Origin of the sequence: Agromyces soli (assembly GCF_022811605.1) — a bacterium.
In the GTDB taxonomy this organism is placed as follows: Bacteria; Actinomycetota; Actinomycetes; order Actinomycetales; family Microbacteriaceae; genus Agromyces; species Agromyces soli.
Genome location: NZ_CP094533.1, coordinates 231,174 through 249,372 on the forward strand (window position 1 = coordinate 231,174; position 18,199 = coordinate 249,372).

Annotated in this window: 16 protein-coding genes; 3 read left to right on the forward strand and 13 right to left on the reverse strand. The window is 72.2% G+C overall.

What is annotated here, in order from left to right; genetic code table 11:
* Positions 1–122: 122 nt before the first annotated feature.
* The 4 genes from MTP13_RS01165 to MTP13_RS01180 all read right to left on the reverse strand — a co-directional run bounded on the left by MTP13_RS01165 (position 123) and on the right by MTP13_RS01180 (position 4,406).
* Positions 123–1,547 (reverse strand): acyltransferase family protein, encoded by a 1,425-nt coding sequence (locus MTP13_RS01165; protein ID WP_243569250.1) that lies wholly within the window; start codon positions 1,545–1,547, stop codon positions 123–125.
* A 175-nt stretch (positions 1,548–1,722) separates the two neighbouring features.
* Positions 1,723–2,394: a response regulator gene (locus MTP13_RS01170; RefSeq protein WP_243569251.1), complete on the reverse strand. Its 672-nt coding sequence runs from the start codon at positions 2,392–2,394 to the stop codon at positions 1,723–1,725.
* The gene (locus MTP13_RS01175) at positions 2,391–3,734 is read right to left on the reverse strand and encodes a sensor histidine kinase (RefSeq protein ID WP_243569252.1); all 1,344 of its coding nucleotides are present in this window, start codon (positions 3,732–3,734) and stop codon (positions 2,391–2,393) included. Before MTP13_RS01175 ends, MTP13_RS01170 begins: the two co-directional genes overlap by 4 nt.
* Positions 3,735–3,821: 87 nt before the next feature.
* The gene (locus tag MTP13_RS01180) at positions 3,822–4,406 is read right to left on the reverse strand and encodes an HhH-GPD-type base excision DNA repair protein (protein WP_243569253.1); all 585 of its coding nucleotides are present in this window, start codon (positions 4,404–4,406) and stop codon (positions 3,822–3,824) included.
* A 110-nt stretch (positions 4,407–4,516) separates the two neighbouring features.
* Here MTP13_RS01180 and MTP13_RS01185 point away from each other — a divergent pair, with 110 nt between their 5' ends.
* Positions 4,517–4,891 (forward strand): VOC family protein, encoded by a 375-nt coding sequence (locus tag MTP13_RS01185; protein ID WP_243570897.1) that lies wholly within the window; start codon positions 4,517–4,519, stop codon positions 4,889–4,891.
* A 162-nt stretch (positions 4,892–5,053) separates the two neighbouring features.
* Here MTP13_RS01185 and MTP13_RS01190 read toward each other — a convergent pair whose 3' ends face one another.
* The 4 genes from MTP13_RS01190 to MTP13_RS01205 all read right to left on the reverse strand — a co-directional run bounded on the left by MTP13_RS01190 (position 5,054) and on the right by MTP13_RS01205 (position 10,420).
* Positions 5,054–6,175: a substrate-binding domain-containing protein gene (locus tag MTP13_RS01190; RefSeq protein WP_243569254.1), complete on the reverse strand. Its 1,122-nt coding sequence runs from the start codon at positions 6,173–6,175 to the stop codon at positions 5,054–5,056.
* A 96-nt stretch (positions 6,176–6,271) separates the two neighbouring features.
* Entirely contained in the window at positions 6,272–7,666 is a 1,395-nt protein-coding gene (mmsB, locus tag MTP13_RS01195) for a multiple monosaccharide ABC transporter permease (protein WP_243569255.1), read from the reverse strand.
* Positions 7,663–9,210 carry a multiple monosaccharide ABC transporter ATP-binding protein gene (gene mmsA, locus MTP13_RS01200; RefSeq protein ID WP_243569256.1) on the reverse strand — a complete coding sequence of 516 codons (1,548 nt, stop codon included), beginning with the start codon at positions 9,208–9,210 and terminating at the stop codon, positions 7,663–7,665. The genes mmsB and mmsA overlap by 4 nt, the downstream gene beginning before the upstream one ends.
* Before the next feature lie 169 nt (positions 9,211–9,379).
* Complete coding sequence (locus MTP13_RS01205; protein WP_424221793.1) at positions 9,380–10,420, reverse strand: LacI family DNA-binding transcriptional regulator; 1,041 nt, start codon at positions 10,418–10,420, stop codon at positions 9,380–9,382.
* Between the two features lie 577 nt (positions 10,421–10,997).
* On the opposite strand from MTP13_RS01205, the gene MTP13_RS01210 reads away from it, so the two are divergent.
* Together MTP13_RS01210 and MTP13_RS01215 are read left to right on the forward strand one after the other, a co-directional pair.
* Positions 10,998–11,228 (forward strand): hypothetical protein, encoded by a 231-nt coding sequence (locus tag MTP13_RS01210; RefSeq protein WP_243569258.1) that lies wholly within the window; start codon positions 10,998–11,000, stop codon positions 11,226–11,228.
* 8 nt (positions 11,229–11,236) lie between these two features.
* On the forward strand, positions 11,237–11,533 hold the full coding sequence (locus tag MTP13_RS01215; RefSeq protein WP_243569259.1) for a hypothetical protein: 297 nt from the start codon (positions 11,237–11,239) through the stop codon (positions 11,531–11,533).
* A 38-nt stretch (positions 11,534–11,571) separates the two neighbouring features.
* Here the strand turns inward: MTP13_RS01215 and MTP13_RS01220 are convergent, their stop codons facing one another.
* From MTP13_RS01220 to MTP13_RS01240, 5 genes are all read right to left on the reverse strand, one after another.
* On the reverse strand, positions 11,572–12,999 hold the full coding sequence (locus tag MTP13_RS01220; RefSeq protein WP_243569260.1) for an MFS transporter: 1,428 nt from the start codon (positions 12,997–12,999) through the stop codon (positions 11,572–11,574).
* Positions 13,000–13,033: 34 nt separating this feature from the next.
* Positions 13,034–13,999: a cyclase family protein gene (locus tag MTP13_RS01225; RefSeq protein ID WP_243569261.1), complete on the reverse strand. Its 966-nt coding sequence runs from the start codon at positions 13,997–13,999 to the stop codon at positions 13,034–13,036.
* The gene (locus MTP13_RS01230; protein WP_243569262.1) at positions 13,996–15,393 is read right to left on the reverse strand and encodes an APC family permease; all 1,398 of its coding nucleotides are present in this window, start codon (positions 15,391–15,393) and stop codon (positions 13,996–13,998) included. Before MTP13_RS01230 ends, MTP13_RS01225 begins: the two co-directional genes overlap by 4 nt.
* Before the next feature lie 102 nt (positions 15,394–15,495).
* Entirely contained in the window at positions 15,496–16,659 is a 1,164-nt protein-coding gene (locus MTP13_RS01235; RefSeq protein WP_243569263.1) for a cystathionine gamma-synthase, read from the reverse strand.
* A 59-nt stretch (positions 16,660–16,718) separates the two neighbouring features.
* Positions 16,719–18,086, reverse strand: a complete 1,368-nt coding sequence (locus tag MTP13_RS01240; RefSeq protein ID WP_243569264.1) for a cystathionine beta-synthase — start codon at positions 18,084–18,086, stop codon at positions 16,719–16,721.
* Between the last annotated feature and the right edge of the window lie 113 nt (positions 18,087–18,199).

Genomic DNA, 18,199 nt, shown 5'->3' on the forward strand with positions numbered 1-18,199 from the left:
CTTCCGGGCCCTGTTATCCACAACGCCCACCGCCCCGGAAAAAGTCCTTGTGGACAGTCGCCCCGGCGTGTCGCGGCGTGTCGTCGAGCCCCAAGAACTTGGGGCCCTCGCCGGGCCGACCCCTACATCTGGTGTTGTGGCACCAGCTTCCCACCGACCACCGACATTCCGGCGTCGACACGCGCCCCGACACGCGCCGCGAGACCTGCACGTCCGTGCACCCGCGGCGGCCGGGCGCCCAGCAGGGCGACGCCGAGCAGTGCGAGCGAGACGATCGCCGGAGCCGGGGCGAAGCCCACGACGAGGGCAGTGCCGACGCCGAGCACCCCGGCGGGGACGGCCAGCCAGGCCGGCACGCGCGGCAGCTCCTCGGCGAGCGCGCGCGCCCGCGGCATCCGCCCGGCCCCGCCGTCGCCGTCGCGACCCGCGGCGCGCGAGCCGCGCTCCCAGCGGGAGAAGGCACGCACCGCGAGCGCGGTGACCGCTGCGGCGCCGAGGAGCCAGATCGGGCGGCTCGCCCACCACTCGGCGCTCAGCGGCTCGGGCAGCGCGAGGCCGAAGCTCGCGTTCGCCGCGAGGAGCCCCGCCGCGAGCAGCACGAAGGCGGGCAGGTGCCAGAGGTACATCGTCATCCCCCACTCGCCGAAGCTCGCGACGAGCCTGGCCGGGCCGCGACGCTCCGCCCAGCGGCCGAGCGGCCGGCGCACGAGCGAGAAGAGGGCGAGCTGCGCCGTGCCGAGCAGCACGAGGCAGATCGTGGGCGGGTTGAGGTTCTGCAGCAGGTCCGGCGTGTACGGGCCGGAGAGGGTGATCGCGAGCAGCCCGCCCAGCGCGCAGACCGCGAGCCGCAGGCGCGCGGCGACCGGCATCCGGTCGATCGTGCCGTCGGCGAGCAGGAAGCCGAGCTGCTGCATCGCGAGCCACACGAACGCCAGGTTCAGGAACCCGAGCGCCTCGACGCCGGTGGCGAAGCGCAGCGCGTCCACTGCGACGACGGCGCCGACGAGCGCGCCGATCGTCACGCCCGGCCGCCACTCGTGCAGGCGCACCATGAGCGGGACGAGCGCGGAGGCGCCGAGGTAGACGGCGAGGAACCAGAGCGGCTGGCCGATGCGGAAGGACGCCGTCTGCACGATCTCGGCCGGCACCCCGGCCGCGGCGAGCGCGGCGAGCGCGAGCCCGACCACGGCGACGAGCGGCACGGCTGGGCGCACGAGCCGCGTGATCCGGTCGCGGACGAAGCCCGCCGCGCCGACGCCGCGGGCGCGGCGGCGCTGCCAGGCGGTCCAGCCGGAGAAGCCGCCGATGAGGAAGAAGAGCGGCATGATCTGCACGACCCAGGTCGCGGGGGCGAGCAGTTCCCAGCCCTCGAGCGCGTTCTCGAGCACCGGCCCGCCGGGGCCGACGCTCACGCCGACCATCATCGCGTGCAGCAGGAAGACGACGGCGAGGCATCCCGCCCGCGCCGCGTCGATCGCCGTGTCGCGCGTCGGCGTGGCGCCCGTCGCGGTGCGTCCAGCGGCGCCCGCCTCGATCGTCGCGTGCATCGGGATCCCCTCCGCCGGCGGTCCGTCCCCCGGCTCCCGCAGGCTATGGACGCGGCACCGGCCGGGGCATCACCCGGTGGAACGGTTCGTGCCCCCTACCTCGGTAGGGGGCACGGGGCGGCGGATGGCCCGCCAGTCGGATGCCGCGGGGCGCGCGTTCGGCGCGCCGGGCCGCTCAGCGAGCGGGCGAGACGAGCCCGGTGTCGTACGCGAAGACGACCGCGTGCACCCGGTCGCGGAGCCCGAGCTTCTGCAGGATCTTGCTCACATGCGTCTTCACGGTCTGCTCCGCGATGAAGAGCTCGGCCGCGATCTCCTGGTTCGAACGGCCGCGGGCGATGCGCACGAGCACCTCGCGCTCGCGCTCCGTGAGCGCCGAGAGCAGGTGCTCGTCGACGGGACGCGCCGGCGTCTGCTTCGCCACGTCCTCGATGAGGCGGCGGGTCACGCTCGGCGCGAGCAGCGCCTCCCCGGCGGCGATGACCCGCACGGCGCGGGCGACCTCGTCGGGCAGCGCGTCCTTCAACAGGAAGCCGCTCGCCCCGGCGCGCAGCGCCTGGTACACGTACTCGTCGATGTCGAAGGTCGTGAGCATGAGCACCCGCGGCACGTAGTCGCTCGAGCGCGGCGGGGTCTGCAGGGCGCGGGTGGCCTCGATGCCGTTCATGCCGGGCATCCGCACGTCCATGACGATCACGTCGGGCCGCAGCTCGTGCGCGAGCCGCACCGCCTCGGCGCCGTCGGAGGCCTGGCCGACGACCTCGATGCCGGGCTGCGCGTCGAGCACGGCGGCGAAGCCGGCGCGCACCATGGCCTGGTCGTCGGCGACGAGCACGGTGATGGTCATCCGGCGGTTCCTCCAGGGCTGGCCTCGGCGAACACGGGCAGCACGGCGGCCACCCGGAAGCCGCCAGACTCGGTCGGCCCCGTCTCGATCGTGCCACCGACGAGACGCGCGCGCTCGCGCATGCCGAGCAGGCCGTGCCCCGCATCGCCGTCGGGGCGCCCCGCGGCGGCCCGATCTCTGCCGGCGGCGTCGGCGGCCGGCGTGTTCACCACCTCGACGAGCAGGCGCGTCGCGTCGCCGTGCACCTCGACGGCGGCCTCCGCGCCGGGCGCGTGGCGGAGCACGTTGCTGAGCGCCTCCTGCACGATGCGATAGGCGGCCTGTCCGACCGCGGTCGAGACGGGGGCGGTCGTCACGATCCGGGCGTCGACGACGAGTCCCGCGCGGCGCACGCTCGACACGAGCGGCCCGATCTCGGCGAAGCCAGGCTGCGGGGCCGTCTCGGCCTCGGCGTCCGGATCCCTGAGCACCGCGAGGAGCTCCCGCATCTCGGCCATCGCGGCCCGCGCGTTCGCGGCGATCTCGCCGAACTCCGCGGTCGCCGCCTCGTCGAGGCCGCTCAGCCGGTACGGGGCGCTCGTCGCCTGCACCTGCACGATCGACATGCGGTGCGCGACGACGTCGTGCAGCTCGCGGGCGATGCGGGTGCGCTCCTCGGCGACGAGCCGGCGCTCGTGCTCGGTGGCGCTCGTTCGGCGCTCCGCCTCGAGCGTGTCGGCGACGCGGGCGCGCAGCACCCGCAGCAGCCAGGCGAGGCCGAGCACCCCGGCGCTCACCGCGGCGCCGGTGACGAAGCTCGCCGCGATCGTCGACGGCTCCTCGGCGCGGGCGGGCGGCAGCACCGCGGCGATCGAGCCGAGCACGGTGCCGCCCCACAGCACGACGGCCGGCAGGAAGCGGCCGCGCAGAGCGAGGATGACGAGCCCGGCGCAGAGCGCGAGCAGCATCGGCACGCTGATCGGCCAGGGCGCGCCGGGCGGCGGCACGGCGAGCGCGAAGAACGCCGCCTGCCCGCCGAGGCCGACGAGCGCGCCGGGCCACGCCCAGCGCATCGCGAGCGGCAGGCCGCCCGCCGCGAGCAGCGCGACGCCGAAGGCGGCCGCCACGGGCACCCCGTAGAGCGAGGCCGACACCGGCACCAGCACCGAGAACAGCGCGACGGCGACGAAGATCACGGCGAACCAGCTGAGCACGAGGCCCGGCCAGGCATCCGTCTCGGTGAGCCGCGGACGCCGGCGGACCGTCACCGCCGGGCTCGGCGGCGCCTCCGCGGCGGCCGCGACGAAGCCCTCGGGCGGCGCGGGCGCCTGCGGAGCGGCGGGAGCGGCTGGGTCGGTCATGGCACCATGCTCGCATCGGCGGCGGCGCGGGGCATCCCCCACCGGTGGTGTTCGCGCCCCCTACCGCGGTACGGGGCGCGGCCGCGGTCAGCCCTTGGCGGCCTTCGCGGCCTTCGCCTGCGCCTTCATCTCCTGCTTGTGCGCGCGCACCTTCTGCAGCGACTCGGGGCTCACGATGTCGGCGACCGAGGCGAAGCTGCCCGCCTCGCCATAGCCGCCGGCCGCCTCGCGCCAGCCCGGCGCCTCGAGCCCGCACTGCTTGCCGAGCAGTGCGAGGAAGATGCGCGCCTTCTGCTCGCCGAAGCCGGGCAGCGCCTTCAGCCGCTTCAGCACCTCCGCGCCGCTCGGCTCGCCGCGCGTCCAGATCGCGCTCGCGTCGCCGCCCCACTCGGACTCGACCGCCGCGGCGAGCTGCTGCACGCGACCGGCCATCGAGCCGGGGTAGCGGTGCACCGCCGGCGTCTGCGTGAAGAGCTCGACGAGGCGCTCGGGGTCGGTCGCCGCGATCGTCGCCGGGTCGATCGAGCCGAGCCGGTCGCGGATCTTCTCGGGACCGGCGAAGGCGGTCTCCATCGCGACCTGCTGGTCGAGCAGCATGCCCGTGAGCAGGGCGAACGGGTCGTTCGAGAGCAGCTCGTCGGCCGACTGCTCCCCCGTGATGTGCAGTGCCATGCCCCCATCCTCGCACCGCCCGCCACGATGGGGATGGCGGATGTCGGTGGATCGTGCTCGGATGACCCCACCGCATCCCGCGAAGCAGAGGAGGCATCATGCCGCTCGAGATGGACGTCAAGATCGAACTCATCCACGTGCCCGTGAGCGACGTCGACCGCGCGAAGGCGTTCTACGTCGAGCAGTGCGGCTTCGTCGCCGACCACGACGTGCGCGTCAGCGAGTCGATGCGCTTCGTGCAGGTGACCCCGCCGGGATCCGCCTGCTCGATCGCCTTCGGCGAGGGGCTCGGCGGGTCCCTCGCCCCCGGCTCGCTCGACGTCATCCAGGCGGTCATCGCCGATGCGGATGCCGCGCTCGCCCAGTTGCGGGCGGCCGGCGTCGATGCGCAGGGCGTCGATGAACAGGCGTGGGGTCGCTTCGTCACGTTCGCCGACCCCGACGGCAATCGCTGGACGCTGCAGCAGCTGCCGCCGCGCGACTGAGCCGCGCGCGTCGGCGACTGAGCCGCGACGTCGGCGTCCGGGGGCGGACCGGGACACCGCCCGCCCCCGGACGCCGACGGCTCCCGCCCCTTCCGGAGCGGGAGCCGTCGTGCGGGCTTCGGGTCTGCCCCGGCATCCCTCAGGACGCCGTTGCCGATCCGATCAGCCGGCCTGCTTGACGATGTCGAGCAGGTTCGGGTTGTTCGCGTACGCCTCCGCCGCGTTCTCCTTGGTCACGATGACCGGAGCGAGGAGGTACGCCGGCACGACCTTCACGCCGTTGTCGTACTGCTCGGTGTCGTTGACCTCGACCTCTTCGCCCTTCTGGAGCTGCTGGATCATCTTGATCGTCTGCTCGACGAGGAGCGAGGTGTCCTTGTTGATGGTCGAGTACTGCTCACCGGCCATGATCGACTTCACCGACTCGACCTCGGAGTCCTGACCGGTCACCGTGATCTTCGAGATGTCCTTGCCGGCCTGCTTCGCCGAGGTGATGATGGCGCGGGCGAGGGTGTCGTTCGGCGAGAGCACACCGTCGATGTTCGCCGAGGTGTAATTCGCGGCGAGGATCGAGTCCATGCGGCTCTGCGCGTTCTCGGCCTTCCAGCCCTGCGTCGCGGTCTGCTGGATGTCGGTCTGCCCCGAGGCGACGACGAGCGTGCCGTCGTCGATCTTCGGCTGCAGCACCTTCATCGCGCCGTTGAAGAACACGGCCGAGTTCGCGTCGTCCGGCGAGCCGGAGAAGAGCTCGATGTTCCACGGCGCCTCGTGGCCCGAGCGGGCTGCGAGCCCGTCGAGGAGCGCCTGGCCCTGCAGCTCACCGACCTTGAAGTTGTCGAACGCGACGTAGTAGTCGACGTTCGGCGTGTTCTCGATGAGCCGGTCGTAGGCGATGATCTTCACGCCCGCGTCGGCCGCCTGCTGCAGCTGCGTGCCGAGCTGCTTGCCGTCCTTCGCGCCGATGACGATGACCTTCGCGCCGTTCGTCACCATCGACGAGATCTGGTTCTGCTGCTCGGCGACGGTGTTCGAGGCCGGTGCGTACTGCACGTCGGGGCTGAAGCCGGCCGCCTTCAGGCCGTCCTCGAAGAGCCCGCCGGCGAGCACCCAGTTCTCGCTCGTCTTGTCGGGGAGGGCGATGCCGATCGTGGCGTCCGCCGCGAAGCCGGCCGCACCGGTCGCACCGTCACTGCTCGATCCGCCGCCGCGGTCCGAAGAGCAGCCGGCGAGCGCGAGCGCTGCCGCCGCGGCGACCGCGGTGGCTGCGAGAGCGATCTTCTTCATTGATCAGTCACTTTCTCTTGGTGTCCCGGGGCGGCTGCCACGAGAGGGGGAGGTGCGTTCCGGCATCCGCCGCGGACAGTGCGACGGGATGCCGGGTCAGAGCCGGGCGACGTCGCGGGGCTCGGACGATTCGTTGGTGCCGGAGCTCGGCACGACGGCGGGCGGTTCGGTCGGCCCCTGCTCCTCGAGGCGGGTGCGCCGGCGGCGCGACCACAGCCCGAGGATGGACGGCCGGCCCTGGCTCTTGCTCCAGACGTCGACGCCGACGGCGAGGAGCAGCACCATGCCCTTGATGATCTGCACCCAGTCGGCGCCGACGCCGAGCAGCTGCAGGCCGTTGTTCAGGAACGCCATCACCAGACCACCGATGATGGAGCCGATGACGGTGCCGATGCCGCCCGACACCGCGGCGCCGCCGATGAAGACGGCCGCGATGGCGTCGAGCTCCCAGCCGTTGCCGTCCTGCGGGCCCGAGGCGGTGGAGCGGGCGACGAAGATCATGCCGGCGAGGGAGGCGAGGACCGACATGTTCATCATCACGAAGAAGTCGACCCGGCGGTCCTTCACGCCCGAGAGCGTCGCCGCGAGGCGGTTGCCGCCGACCGCGTAGATGTGGCGGCCGAAGACGGTGCTGCGGGTGATGAAGGAGTACAGGATGACGAGGAGCACCAGGATGATGCCCGAGATCGGGAAGCTCGTGCCGGGGCGGCCGGTCGCGAACAGCCACGCCGCCCAGAGGATGACGCCCGCGAGCAGCACGACCTTGACGATGCTGACCCACAGCGGCGCCTGGGGCGAGCCCATCTTCTTCTGCACGCTGCGCAGGTGCAGCTCGTTGTAGACGATCCAGGCGGCGCCGAGCACGCCGAGCGCCATCGTCGCGTAGTTGAAGAGGGAGCCGGGAACGTCGGGCAGGTAGCCCGCGCCGATGTAGGTGAACTCGACCGGCACCGGCGTGGTGGTCGACTGGCCGATCCACTGGTTGCCGCCGCGGAAGATGAGCATGCCCGCGAGCGTCACGATGAACGCCGGCACCCCGACGTACGCGACCCAGAAGCCCTGCCAGGCGCCGACGGCCGCGCCGACGAGCAGGCCCAGCACGATCGCGAGCGGCCAGGGCAGGTTCCACTCGGACATGGCCTTGGCGACGATGATGCCGGTGAACGCGGCGACCGAGCCGACCGAGAGGTCGATGTGCCCCATGATGATGACCATCACCATGCCGATCGCGAGGATCAGGATGTAGCTGTACTGGTTCACGACGTTGATGAGGTTCGTCGAGGAGAGGGTGAGGCCCGTCCCCTTGATGAGCCAGGTCAGCAGCTGGAAGAGCGCGATGATGACGACGAGGCTGCCGAGGATGCCGAACTGGCGCAGCGTCGACTGGCCGTTGCCGAACATCTTGCGCAGGTCGGCGAAGCCGCCCCGCTTCTCGGGCGTTGCGCCGGTCGTCGTGGCGCCCGTGGGGGTCGCGCCGGTCGGAGTGGTCATGCGTTCGCCTTCTTCTTCGCGGAGGTCATGCTGCGCATGAGCGCCTCCGGGGTCGCCTCGGACACGGGCAGGTTGTCGGTGATGCGGCCTTCGAAGACCGTGTAGATGCGGTCGGCGATGCCGAGCAGCTCGGGCAGCTCGCTGGAGATGAGGATGACGCCCTTCCCCTGCGCCGCGAGCTGCTGGATGATCGTGTAGATCTCGTACTTGGCGCCCACGTCGATGCCTCGGGTGGGCTCGTCGAGGATCAGCAGGTCGGGGTCGGTGAACATCCACTTCGCCAGCACGACCTTCTGCTGGTTGCCGCCGGAGAGCTTCGCCACGCCCATGTCGACGCTCGGCGACTTGATGCGCAGCTGCTTGCGGTAGCTCTCGGCGACCTGCGCCTCCTTGAACTCGTCGACCACGTCGAGGCGGGCGATCTTGCGGAGCTTCGCGGAGACGATGGAGCGCTTGATCGTGTCGAGCAGGTTGAGCCCGAGCACCTTGCGGTCCTCGCTCACGTAGGCGAGGCCGTGGTCGATCGCGGACTCGACGTCCTTCAGCACGATCTCCTTGCCGTCCTTCACGATCGTGCCCGCGAGGTAGGTGCCGTAGGAGCGGCCGAAGATGCTCATCGCGAGCTCGGTGCGGCCGGCGCCCATGAGGCCGGCGAGCCCGACGATTTCGCCGCGGCGCACCTCGAGGTTCGAGCCCTTCGCGACGAGCCGCTCGGGCACCTGCGGGTGCTGGATCGTCCAGTCGCGGACCTCGAAGAACACCTCGCCGATGTGCGGCGTGCGGTCGGGGTAGCGGCTCTCGAGCGAGCGGCCGACCATGCCGCGGATGATCCGGTCCTCGTCGACGTCGCCGCCGTGCACGTCGAGCGTCTCGATCGCGTGGCCGTCGCGGATGATCGTGATCGCGTCGGCGATCTGCTCGATCTCGTTGAGCTTGTGGCTGATCATGATCGACGCGATGCCGCGGCCCTTGAGGCCGAGGATGAGGTCGAGCAGGTGCTGCGAGTCGTCCTCGTTCAGCGCCGCCGTCGGCTCGTCGAGGATGAGCAGCTTCACGTCCTTCGCGAGCGCCTTGGCGATCTCGACGAGCTGCTGCTTGCCGACGCCGAGGTGCTTGATCTGCGTGTCGGGGTCTTCGGCGAGGCCGACGCGGGCGAGCAGGTCGAGCGCCTTCCGCTTCGCGGCCGACCAGTCGATCCGGCCGCCGCGGGCGATCTCGTTGCCGAGGAAGATGTTCTCGGTGATCGACAGCTCGGGGATGAGCGCGAGCTCCTGGTGGATGATCGCGATGCCGGCCTGCTCGCTCTGGCGGATGTCCCGGAACTGCACCTCCTCGCCGCGGAAGAAGATCTCTCCGGTGTAGGTGCCGTGCGGGTACACGCCGGAGAGCACCTTCATCAGGGTGGACTTGCCGGCGCCGTTCTCGCCGCAGATCGCGTGGATCTCGGCGGGCATCACGGTGAGCGAGACGTCGCTCAGCGCCTTCACGCCCGGAAACTCCTTGGTGATGGAGCGCATCTCCAGGATGGGCGGGGGCGCGCTCATCGGCTGCCCGCTCGGGCGCTGGTCGTCATCGACGGAATCACTGATCTGGACCTCGGTGTCAGGGTTGCTGCTGCGTGTGACGTGATCGTGTGACCGTTCACATCGACACCATGCTGCATCCGCGGGGCGGGCGTGTCAAGCCGATGCGCGGAACGGGCCCTCGCGGCGCTCAGCGTGCGACGGACGCCGGGCGCACCGCGACCGGCGCGGTCGAACCGCGCACCACGAGCCGCGGCACGATGTCCTCGACCTCGATCCGCTCGGTGCCGTGCACCTGGTTCAGCAGCAGCGCGACGGCCCGGCGGCCGATCTCGTGGAAGTCCTGGTAGACGGTCGTCAGGGTCGGCGCGACGTGCTTCGCGACCGGGATGTCGTCGAAGCCGACCACGCTGACGTCTCCCGGCACGTCGAGCCCGGCGTCGCGAAACGCGTGCATGAGCCCGATCGCCATCTCGTCGTTCGCGGCGAACACGGCGGTGAAGTCCCGGCGGCGCACGAGCTCGCTGCCCGCGTAGTAGCCGAAATCGGCCGTCCAGTCGCCGAGGATCGGCGGGTGCAGGCCGAGCTCGGCGTCGTCGATCGCCTCGAGGAAGCCGCGCATCCGCGCCTCCGCCTCGATCCAGTCCTGCGGCCCGGCGAGGTGCACGATCTCCCGGTGGCCGAGCCCGATCAGGTGCTGCGTGGCGCGGCGCGCGCCCGTCACCTGGTCGACGGACAGCGCGAGGTGGTCGCGGCGGCCCGTCGACTGGAGGCTCACGAAGGGCACCCCGATCGATGACGCGGCGAGCACCTCGAACACCCGCACCTGCGGGGCGATCACGACGAGCCCCTCGATCGCCTGCAGCATCAGATGCTCGATCGCGTCGGCGATGCCGGCCGGCGAGGTGTCCGCGAGGTTCGCGGTGTTCACGTGGTAGCCCTGCTCGCGGGCGGCGTCCTCGATGGCCGCGATGCTCGTGGCCGGGCCGTACGTCGTGCTCAGCGCGGCGAGCACGCCGATCGTGTTCGAGCGGCTCGTGACCAGGGTGCGGGCGGCCCGGTTCGGCCGATACTGCAGCGTCTCCATCGCCTGCAGCACACGCTCGCGAGTCTCGGGACGGATGCTCGGGTGATCGTTCAGCACCCGGGAGACGGTCTGGTGCGAGACCTCGGCCAGGCGCGCGACATCGCGGATGCTGGGCGCACGCCCGCGGTCCTGGGGAGGAGACACTGTTCGCCGATCCGGATGTGCACGTTCACATCGCTGTCGCATCCATTATGCACGCCCGGCCCGCGGCGCACAGCTCGACGATGTGACAGTCACAACGGGCGATCGAATCGAATCGACTGCCCCCGGAGGCGTGAGAGCGCGCTCACCGAGATTTCTCTGCGGTCGCGCGGGCCGAACCCAGCCTGCGCACTCCCACCAGGCTGTCGCCGCGCCGATCGGCGACTCGGAGCGGACACTGGTTCTCTTCTGAGCGAGCTGCCACTCCGCCGCTGCGCGACACGCGGCGCTTCCGGGTGTGCAGATTTGTGGCGTTGCGGCGCAGTGCGTGCGTGCTCGAAAGATTCGGCTCGTGCCGCGCCGACACGCCGAGACGGCGACACGGGCAGCAGGGCCGCCCGGCTCCCCCGGGTCAGCCGGCGGCGAGCGGGCGCACCCGCGCGGCGAGCAGCACCGCGACGAAGGCGATCGCGAGCGCAGCAGTGTTTCCACCTCAGGTTGGAACGCGTATAACTGAGGTGAAAACACCTCTCCGGTCGGCCGAACCTCTCGGCGCCACCACAGAGACAGGAACACCCCGGTGAACAGACCCCGAATGACCGCGCTGGCCGCAGCGCTCGCGATCGCCCCCGTCGTGCCCTCGGCACCCGCTCATGCGGATGACCCCCTCGACCCCCGGCTTCAGGAGTTCACGAGCGCCGTCGGAGTCGACGCGAGCGCCGAGGGGAGCACGCTGACGGCCGTCAAGGAGCAGGGACTCAGCTACAACGGCAAGCCGACGCTTCTGCGCAACGACAGCAAGAATCTCTGATGCAGCACATGACCACTGATACGCCGCCGCTGCGCACCCTCCCCCGGCCTCGGGACTGGGCGATCGCCGCCGCACTGCTCGGCTCCGCCGCCGCTGCGCTGGTGACCGCGCTCGGGCTGCTCGTCGGCGGGGTCGCGCTGCTCTTCGCGATCCTCCGGCTCCGGCAGCGACCCCCGCGCACCGCGACCATCCTGCTGAGCGTGGCGATCGCCGTGTGGCTCCTCGTCGCGATCGCGTGCGTGGCCGCCGGGCTCGCGGTGATCACGCAGAACGGCACGCCCGAGGTCGTGCTCGAGACCTCCTGAGGGGTCCGCTTCGCTGGCCCCGCGCCCGCTCCCCCGGCTCAGCCGACGGCGAGCGGGCGCACCCGCGCGGCGAGCAGCACCGCGACGACGGCGATCGCGAGCGCCACAGCGAAGTCGGGGGCGAAGCCGCCCCACACCACCGCGCTCGACACGAGCGCCGTGATGGCGAGCGCGATCGAGGCGCCGAGCGACTCCGCGATCGAGAGCGCCGCACTGTTGAACCCCTGGGCCGAGACCGGCGAGAGACTCAGCACCGCGACCGAGAAGCGCGGGTACATGAAGCCCATCGCGCCGCCCGCGAGCGTCCACGCGACGAAGGCGATCGCGGGGTGCAGGTGCAGGGCGGCGACCGCGAGCACCACGGCGAGCGCGACCACGAGCAGCGTCGAGCCGGTGACCACGGCCCGCACGTTCGAGATGCGGTCGCCGAGCCGGCCCTGCAGCCACGAGGCGGCCGCCCAGCTCACGCCGGCCCCGGTGAGCACGGCCCCGGCGAGGCTCGGCTCGAAGCCGTAGTCCTCGATGAAGAGGTACGGCAGGTAGATCTCGCTGCCGAAGAAGGCGCCCGCCACGACGAGGCGCATGAGCACCGTGGCCGGCAGGCCGCGCGCGGCGCGCAGGGTGCCGATGGGCAGCAGCGGGCGCACGGCCACGACGACGATCGCGACCGAGAGCGCGGCGACGATCCAGCGCATCGGCGAGTCGAACTCCTTCGCGAGGGAGACGCCGAGCGCGGCCGCGGCGGTGAGCACCGCCCAGCCCACCCGCGAGGGACTCCACGGCACGGCGGGATCGCCCTGCACCTCGGCCCGGGCCCGCAGCAGCGGCGGCAGCAGCATCGCGGTCGCGGGGACCACGATCGCGATCACGCCGAGGAAGACCCAGTGCCAGCTCGACTGCTCGGCGACGAAGCCGGCGACGGCGGGTCCCACGATCGAGGGGATGACCCACGCCGCCGCGAAGCCGGCGAAGACCCTGGCGCGGATGGCCTCCGGGTACACCCGGCCGACGATCACGTAGAGCGGCACGATGACCGCGGCGCCCGCGATGCCGTGCACGAAGCGGCCGACGATGAAGACGATCATGTCGGTCGCGGTGCCGGCGATCACCAGCCCGACGACGAAGAGGATGCCCGAGGTCAGCAGCGAGGGCAGCGGCCCGTTCCGGTCGGTCCAGTTGCCGGCGATGACCATGCCGATGATGCCCGCCGCGAGCGGCACGGCGAAGGCGAGCGCGTAGAGCGCCTCGCCGTCGAGGTCGCGGGCGACGAGCGGCATGATCGTGGTGACGGCCATCGACTCGAACGCGGCGAGGAAGATGAGCGCGAACATGCCGACCGAGAGCCACCGGTACGGCCGGGCGAGCGGGCCGCCGACGGCCGCCGCGGGAGCCGACGCGTCGTTCGCCGTCGGCTCGGCGGGCGCCTCGGCGCGAGGTTCGGTGTCGGGGCTCGGGGATTCGCTCACTTCATCGACCCTAGGACTTCAAGCGCCCTTGAGGTCAACCGGCCGCGCCGGGATCCCCCGTCGGCAGCTCCGCGAAGGCCCGGACCGGGAAGGTGCCGAAGCCCTCGATCCGCGGCGGGACCGCGGTGAACCGCGCGCCACGCGCCGGCACCCGGTCGAGTCCGGTCAGGTGCTCGACGACGTGCACGCCCGCTGCGAGCAGCAGCGAGTGGGCGGGACGATCCCCGCCGCCCTCCGTGTCGTCGATGTTCAGCGAGTCGATGCCGACGAGCGCGACGCCGGCCGAGACGAGGAAGCGCGCACCGGCCTCGCTGAGGAACGGCGCCCCCGCGGCGTACGCCGGGGTGCCGAAGTGCCGGCTCCAGCCGGTGTGCAGCAGCACCGCGGCGCCCGCGAGCTCGACGGCCGTGCGCTCGAAGAAGACCTCGGCGGGGATGCCGCGCTCCGCCGCGTCCGCGAGGTGCAGCACCTGGGCCGGCAGCCCGACCAGGGTGGCGAGCTCGAGCGAGGCGAGATCGCCGCCGTCCGCGTAGCGGTGGTACGGGCTGTCGAGGTAGGTTCCAGTGTTGCCCGCCATCGTGAGCACGTCGATCGCGAACTCCGTGCCGGGCGCGTACACCTCCCGCGAGGCCGCGCGGGTGAGGTGCGGCGCGATGCTCGGGGCGGGGATGCCGGGGTACGTCACGAGCCCGGCGCGGATCGGGTGGCTGAGATCGACGAGGCGGGATGCCGCGCCGGCGCCGGCCGCATCGGGCGGCGTGCTCGCCGAGGCATCCGCGGTCACGCCCCGGGAGCCCTTGTGCGCCTCGGCGACGATCTCGAAGCTCGAGAAGGCGACCGAGCCGACGAGCGCGAGCCCGAGGTGCCGCACGAGGAGTTCGGCGACCGCGGCCTCGCCGACGTCGGGACCCGGCACGTCGAGCCGGAACCCGCGGGCGCTCAGCCCGCCGCCGTTGACGAAGGCGATCTCGGCGTCGAAGACGGCCCGGTACTCGGTCATATGCGCTCCTCTACTCTGTGCACGGATCCAGGGACGGCCGCTCCGGCCCCGGGGCCGGTGCCGGTGCCGACGCCGGGGCCGGTCTCGTCCCGGTGCGCGCGGCGGCCTCCGCGCAGGCGCCGCACGACGGTCACCGCGAGCGCGGCGACGGCAAGCAGGGCCGGCACGACGAGATTCGCCCCGGCGAGCACGAGCAGGCCCGCGGTGAGCACCGTCGCCACGACGGCGAGCCACCAGCCCACGCTCCAGCGGCGCAGCAGCAGCGTCGCCGCGAGCATGCCGACGAAGTAGATCGCGACCATGTTGCTGGTGTGGATCAGGATGAACGCGCCGAGCGCGCCGCCGTTCACGACGACGAGCACGAAGTACCCGAGCGAGACGACGCCGGTGAGGGCGAGCGCCCGCCGGGGCACCTCGCCGCCCGCGGCGCCCTTCGCGAAGTACCGGGGCAGGTCGCCGTCGCGACCGAGCGCGGCGCCGAGATTGCCGAAGGCCGGCAGGTAGGCGTTCATGACGCCCACGGTGACGATCACGGCGATCGCCGCGACGATGGCCGGACCGATCCCGGGCAGCACGACGTCGACGAGGTCGATGAGCGGCACGACGCCCTGCCCGGCGCGCTCACCGAGCACGCCGACGGTGACGAACTGCAGCGCGAGGTAGCCGACGCCGACCACGACGATCGCGATCCCGGTCGCGATGGGGATGACGCGGCGCGGGTTCCGGAACTCGCCCGCGATGTGGGTGCCGACCTCCCAGCCGGCGAACGCCCACACGAACAGGCTGATCGCCGTGCCGACCCCGGCCCAGCCGTTCGGCAGGAACGGGGTGAACGACGCGGCCTCGACGTGCGGGAAGGTGAGCGCGACGACCGCGACGACGACGGCGAGCAGCAGCGCCGTGAGCACGAGCTGCACCCAGCCCGCGACACGCACGCCGAACCAGCTGATCACGTAGGGCGGCACGAAGATCGCCGCGGCGATGAGGGGAACGGCGGAGCGGTCGACCCCGAGCGCCGCGACGACGTACTCGCCGCAGAGCAGCGTGACGACGGGCGCACCGACGCAGACCCCGAAGTAGAACCAGTACCCGGTCATCCGTGCGACGGTGTCGCCGAGCGAGCGGCGGGCGTAGCTCGCCACGCCGCCCGGGTCGGGGAAGCGGGCGGCGAGCGCCGCGAAGGTGCCGGCGAGCGGGATCGACAGCACGAGCACCGCGGCGACGGCGAGCACCGAGGCGGGACCGGCGGCGGCCGCCGCGAGGCCGGGGAGGGCGAGGATGCCGGTGCCGAGCACGCTCGCGATGTAGAGCGCCGTGCCCTGCCCGAGGCCGAGGGTGCCGTGGCCGGTGGCCGGGGTCTCCGGTGCGGTCGCGGGGTGCTGCGTCGAGGTCACTGCCACAGTCTGGCGCACGAGGCATCCGACCGCGCTGGCAGGAGTGACACCCTCAGTGCATATCCTGCCAAGCTCTGCAGCTTGGCAAGACCAGGCGGATGCCTAGAGCCGCGCCAGCGTCTGATCGATGTCGGCGAGCAGGTCGTCGACGTCCTCGATGCCGACCGACAGCCGCACGATCGAGGCCGGCACCTCCGCCTCCGTGCCGCGCACCGAGGCGTGCGTCATCTCCGAGGGGTAGTTGACGAGCGACTCGACGCCGCCGAGCGACTCGGCCAGCTGGAACAGCTCGGTCGACTCCGCGAAGCGGCGAGCCGCCTCGCCGCCGCCGGCCAGCTCGATCGAGAGCATGCCGCCGAAGCCCGACATCTGCCGACCGGCCAGCTCGTGGCCGGGGTGCGACTCGAGGCCCGGGTAGTAGACGCGGGCGATGCCCGAGTGCTCCTCGAGCCGCCGGGCGATCGCGAGCGCGTTCTGGCTGTGCCGCTGCATCCGGATGCCGAGCGTCTTGATGCCCCGCGAGGTGAGGAACGCGTCGAACGGGCCCGACACGGCACCCGCCGCGAACTGGGTGAACTGCACCCGCTCGTGCAGCTCGTCGCGACCCGGCGCGAAGACGACGGCGCCGCCGATCACGTCGGAGTGGCCGCCGAGGTACTTCGTGGTCGAGTGCACGACGACATCGGCGCCGAGCGCGACCGGCTGCTGCAGCGCGGGGCTCGCGAAGGTGTTGTCGACGACGACGAGGAGGCCGGCCTCGTGCCCGAGCTGGGCGAGCGCGGCGACGTCGGAGATCTTCATCAGCGGGTTCGAGGGCGTCTCGATCCAGAGCACCTTCGTCGCGCCCGGCTCGATCGCGGCGCGCACGAGGTCGAGGTCGCTGGTGTCGACGGTCGAGTGGCGGACGCCCCAGGCGCCGTGCACCCGGCGGATCAGCCGGTGCGTGCCGCCGTAGACGTCGTTGCCGATGACGACGTGGTCGCCGGGGGCGAGCACGGTGCGCAGCAGCGCGTCCTCGGCGGCGAGGCCGGACGCGAAGGACAGCGCGTGCGCGCCGCCCTCGAGCGCCGCGAGCTGGGTCTCGAGCGCGGTGCGCGTCGGGTTGCCGCCGCGGGAGTACTCGTAGCCGCCGCGGAGGCCGCCGATGCCGTCCTGGACGTAGGTGGAGGTGGCGTAGATCGGCGGGATGACCGCGCCGGTCGACGGGTCGAAGGCCTGGCCGGCGTGGATCGCGCGGGTGTCGAAGCGGGCGTCGTCGGAGTTCATGTGGAGTCGCTTTCGAGTCGTACGGAGAGGAGTGATGGGCGGCCGGTGCGAGACCGGGCTCAGTGGGAGAGGTAGCCGAGCAGGTCGCTGCGGGTGACGACCCCGAGGGCCTTGCCGCCGTCGGTGACGAGCATCGCGGGGGCGTCGGTGAAGGCCTGCCGCGCCGCGGCGACGGGCTCGTTCACGCCGATGAGCGGCAGCGGTGCGCCGAGCACCTGCGCGACCTCGTCGGTGAGCTTCGCCTCGCCGGAGAAGACCCGTTCGAGCAGCTCCTCCTCGTGCAGGGCGCCGAGGACCTCGCCGAGGACGACGGGCGGCTCGTGCCCGACGACGACGAGCTGCGAGACGCCGGTCTCGGTCATGCGGTCGATCGCGTCGCGCACGGTGTCCTGCGGGAAGACGTGCACGAGGGGCTCGGTGCGGTCGGCCTTCGCGGCGAGGAGGTCGGCGACGGTGTGCCCGCTCGGGGCGTTGCCGAAGCCGTAGGCGCGCAGCCACTTGTCGTTGAAGATCTTGCCGAGGTACCCGCGACCGCCGTCCGGCAGCAGCACGACGAAGACGTCGTCGGGCCCGGCGTCGGCCGCGGCCTCGAGCGCGGCGACGACGGCCATGCCGCTCGAGCCGCCGACGAGGATGCCCTCCTCGCGGGCGAGGCGGCGGGTCATGGCGAACGACGCGGCATCCGAGACCTCGATGATCTCGTGCGGCACCGCCGGGTCGTAGGCGGTGGGCCAGAAGTCCTCGCCGACGCCCTCGACGAAGTACGGGCGACCGGTGCCGCCGGAGTAGACCGAGCCCTCCGGGTCGGCGCCGATGATGCGCACCCGGTCGCCCGAGACCTCGCGAAGGTAACGGCCCGTGCCGGTGATCGTGCCGCCGGTGCCGACGCCCGCCACGAAGTGGGTGACCCTGCCTTCGGTGTCGCGCCAGATCTCGGGCCCGGTGGTCTCGTAGTGCGAACGCGGCCCGTTCGGGTTGGAGTACTGGTCGGGCTTGAACGCGCCGGGGATCTCGCGGACGAGCCGGTCCGAGACGCCGTAGTACGACTCCGGGCTGTCGGGGGCGACCGCCGTCGGCGTGACGACCACCTCGGCGCCGTAGGCGGTCAGCACGTTGCGCTTGTCCTCGCCGACCTTGTCGGGGCAGACGAAGATGCAGCGGTAGCCGCGCTGCTGCGCGACGAGGGCGAGCCCGACGCCGGTGTTGCCGCTCGTCGGCTCGACGATGGTGCCGCCGGGCTTCAGCCGGCCCTCGCGCTCGGCGGCGTCGATGATGCGGCCGGCGATGCGGTCCTTCGAGGAGCCGCCGGGGTTCAGGTACTCGAGCTTCACGAGCACCGTCGCCCGCGTCACGCCCTCGGTGACGCGCGAGAGCTTGACGAGCGGGGTGTCGCCGACGAGGTCGACGATCGATTCTGCGTACTTCATTGCCGTGTTCATTCCTCGTGTGGGGTGCGTCGCATCGAACGGATGCCGCGCGCGACGCGATGAATAGGGGTCGCGGAGATCAGCGACAACAACACAGCGAAGAGTTCACGGAC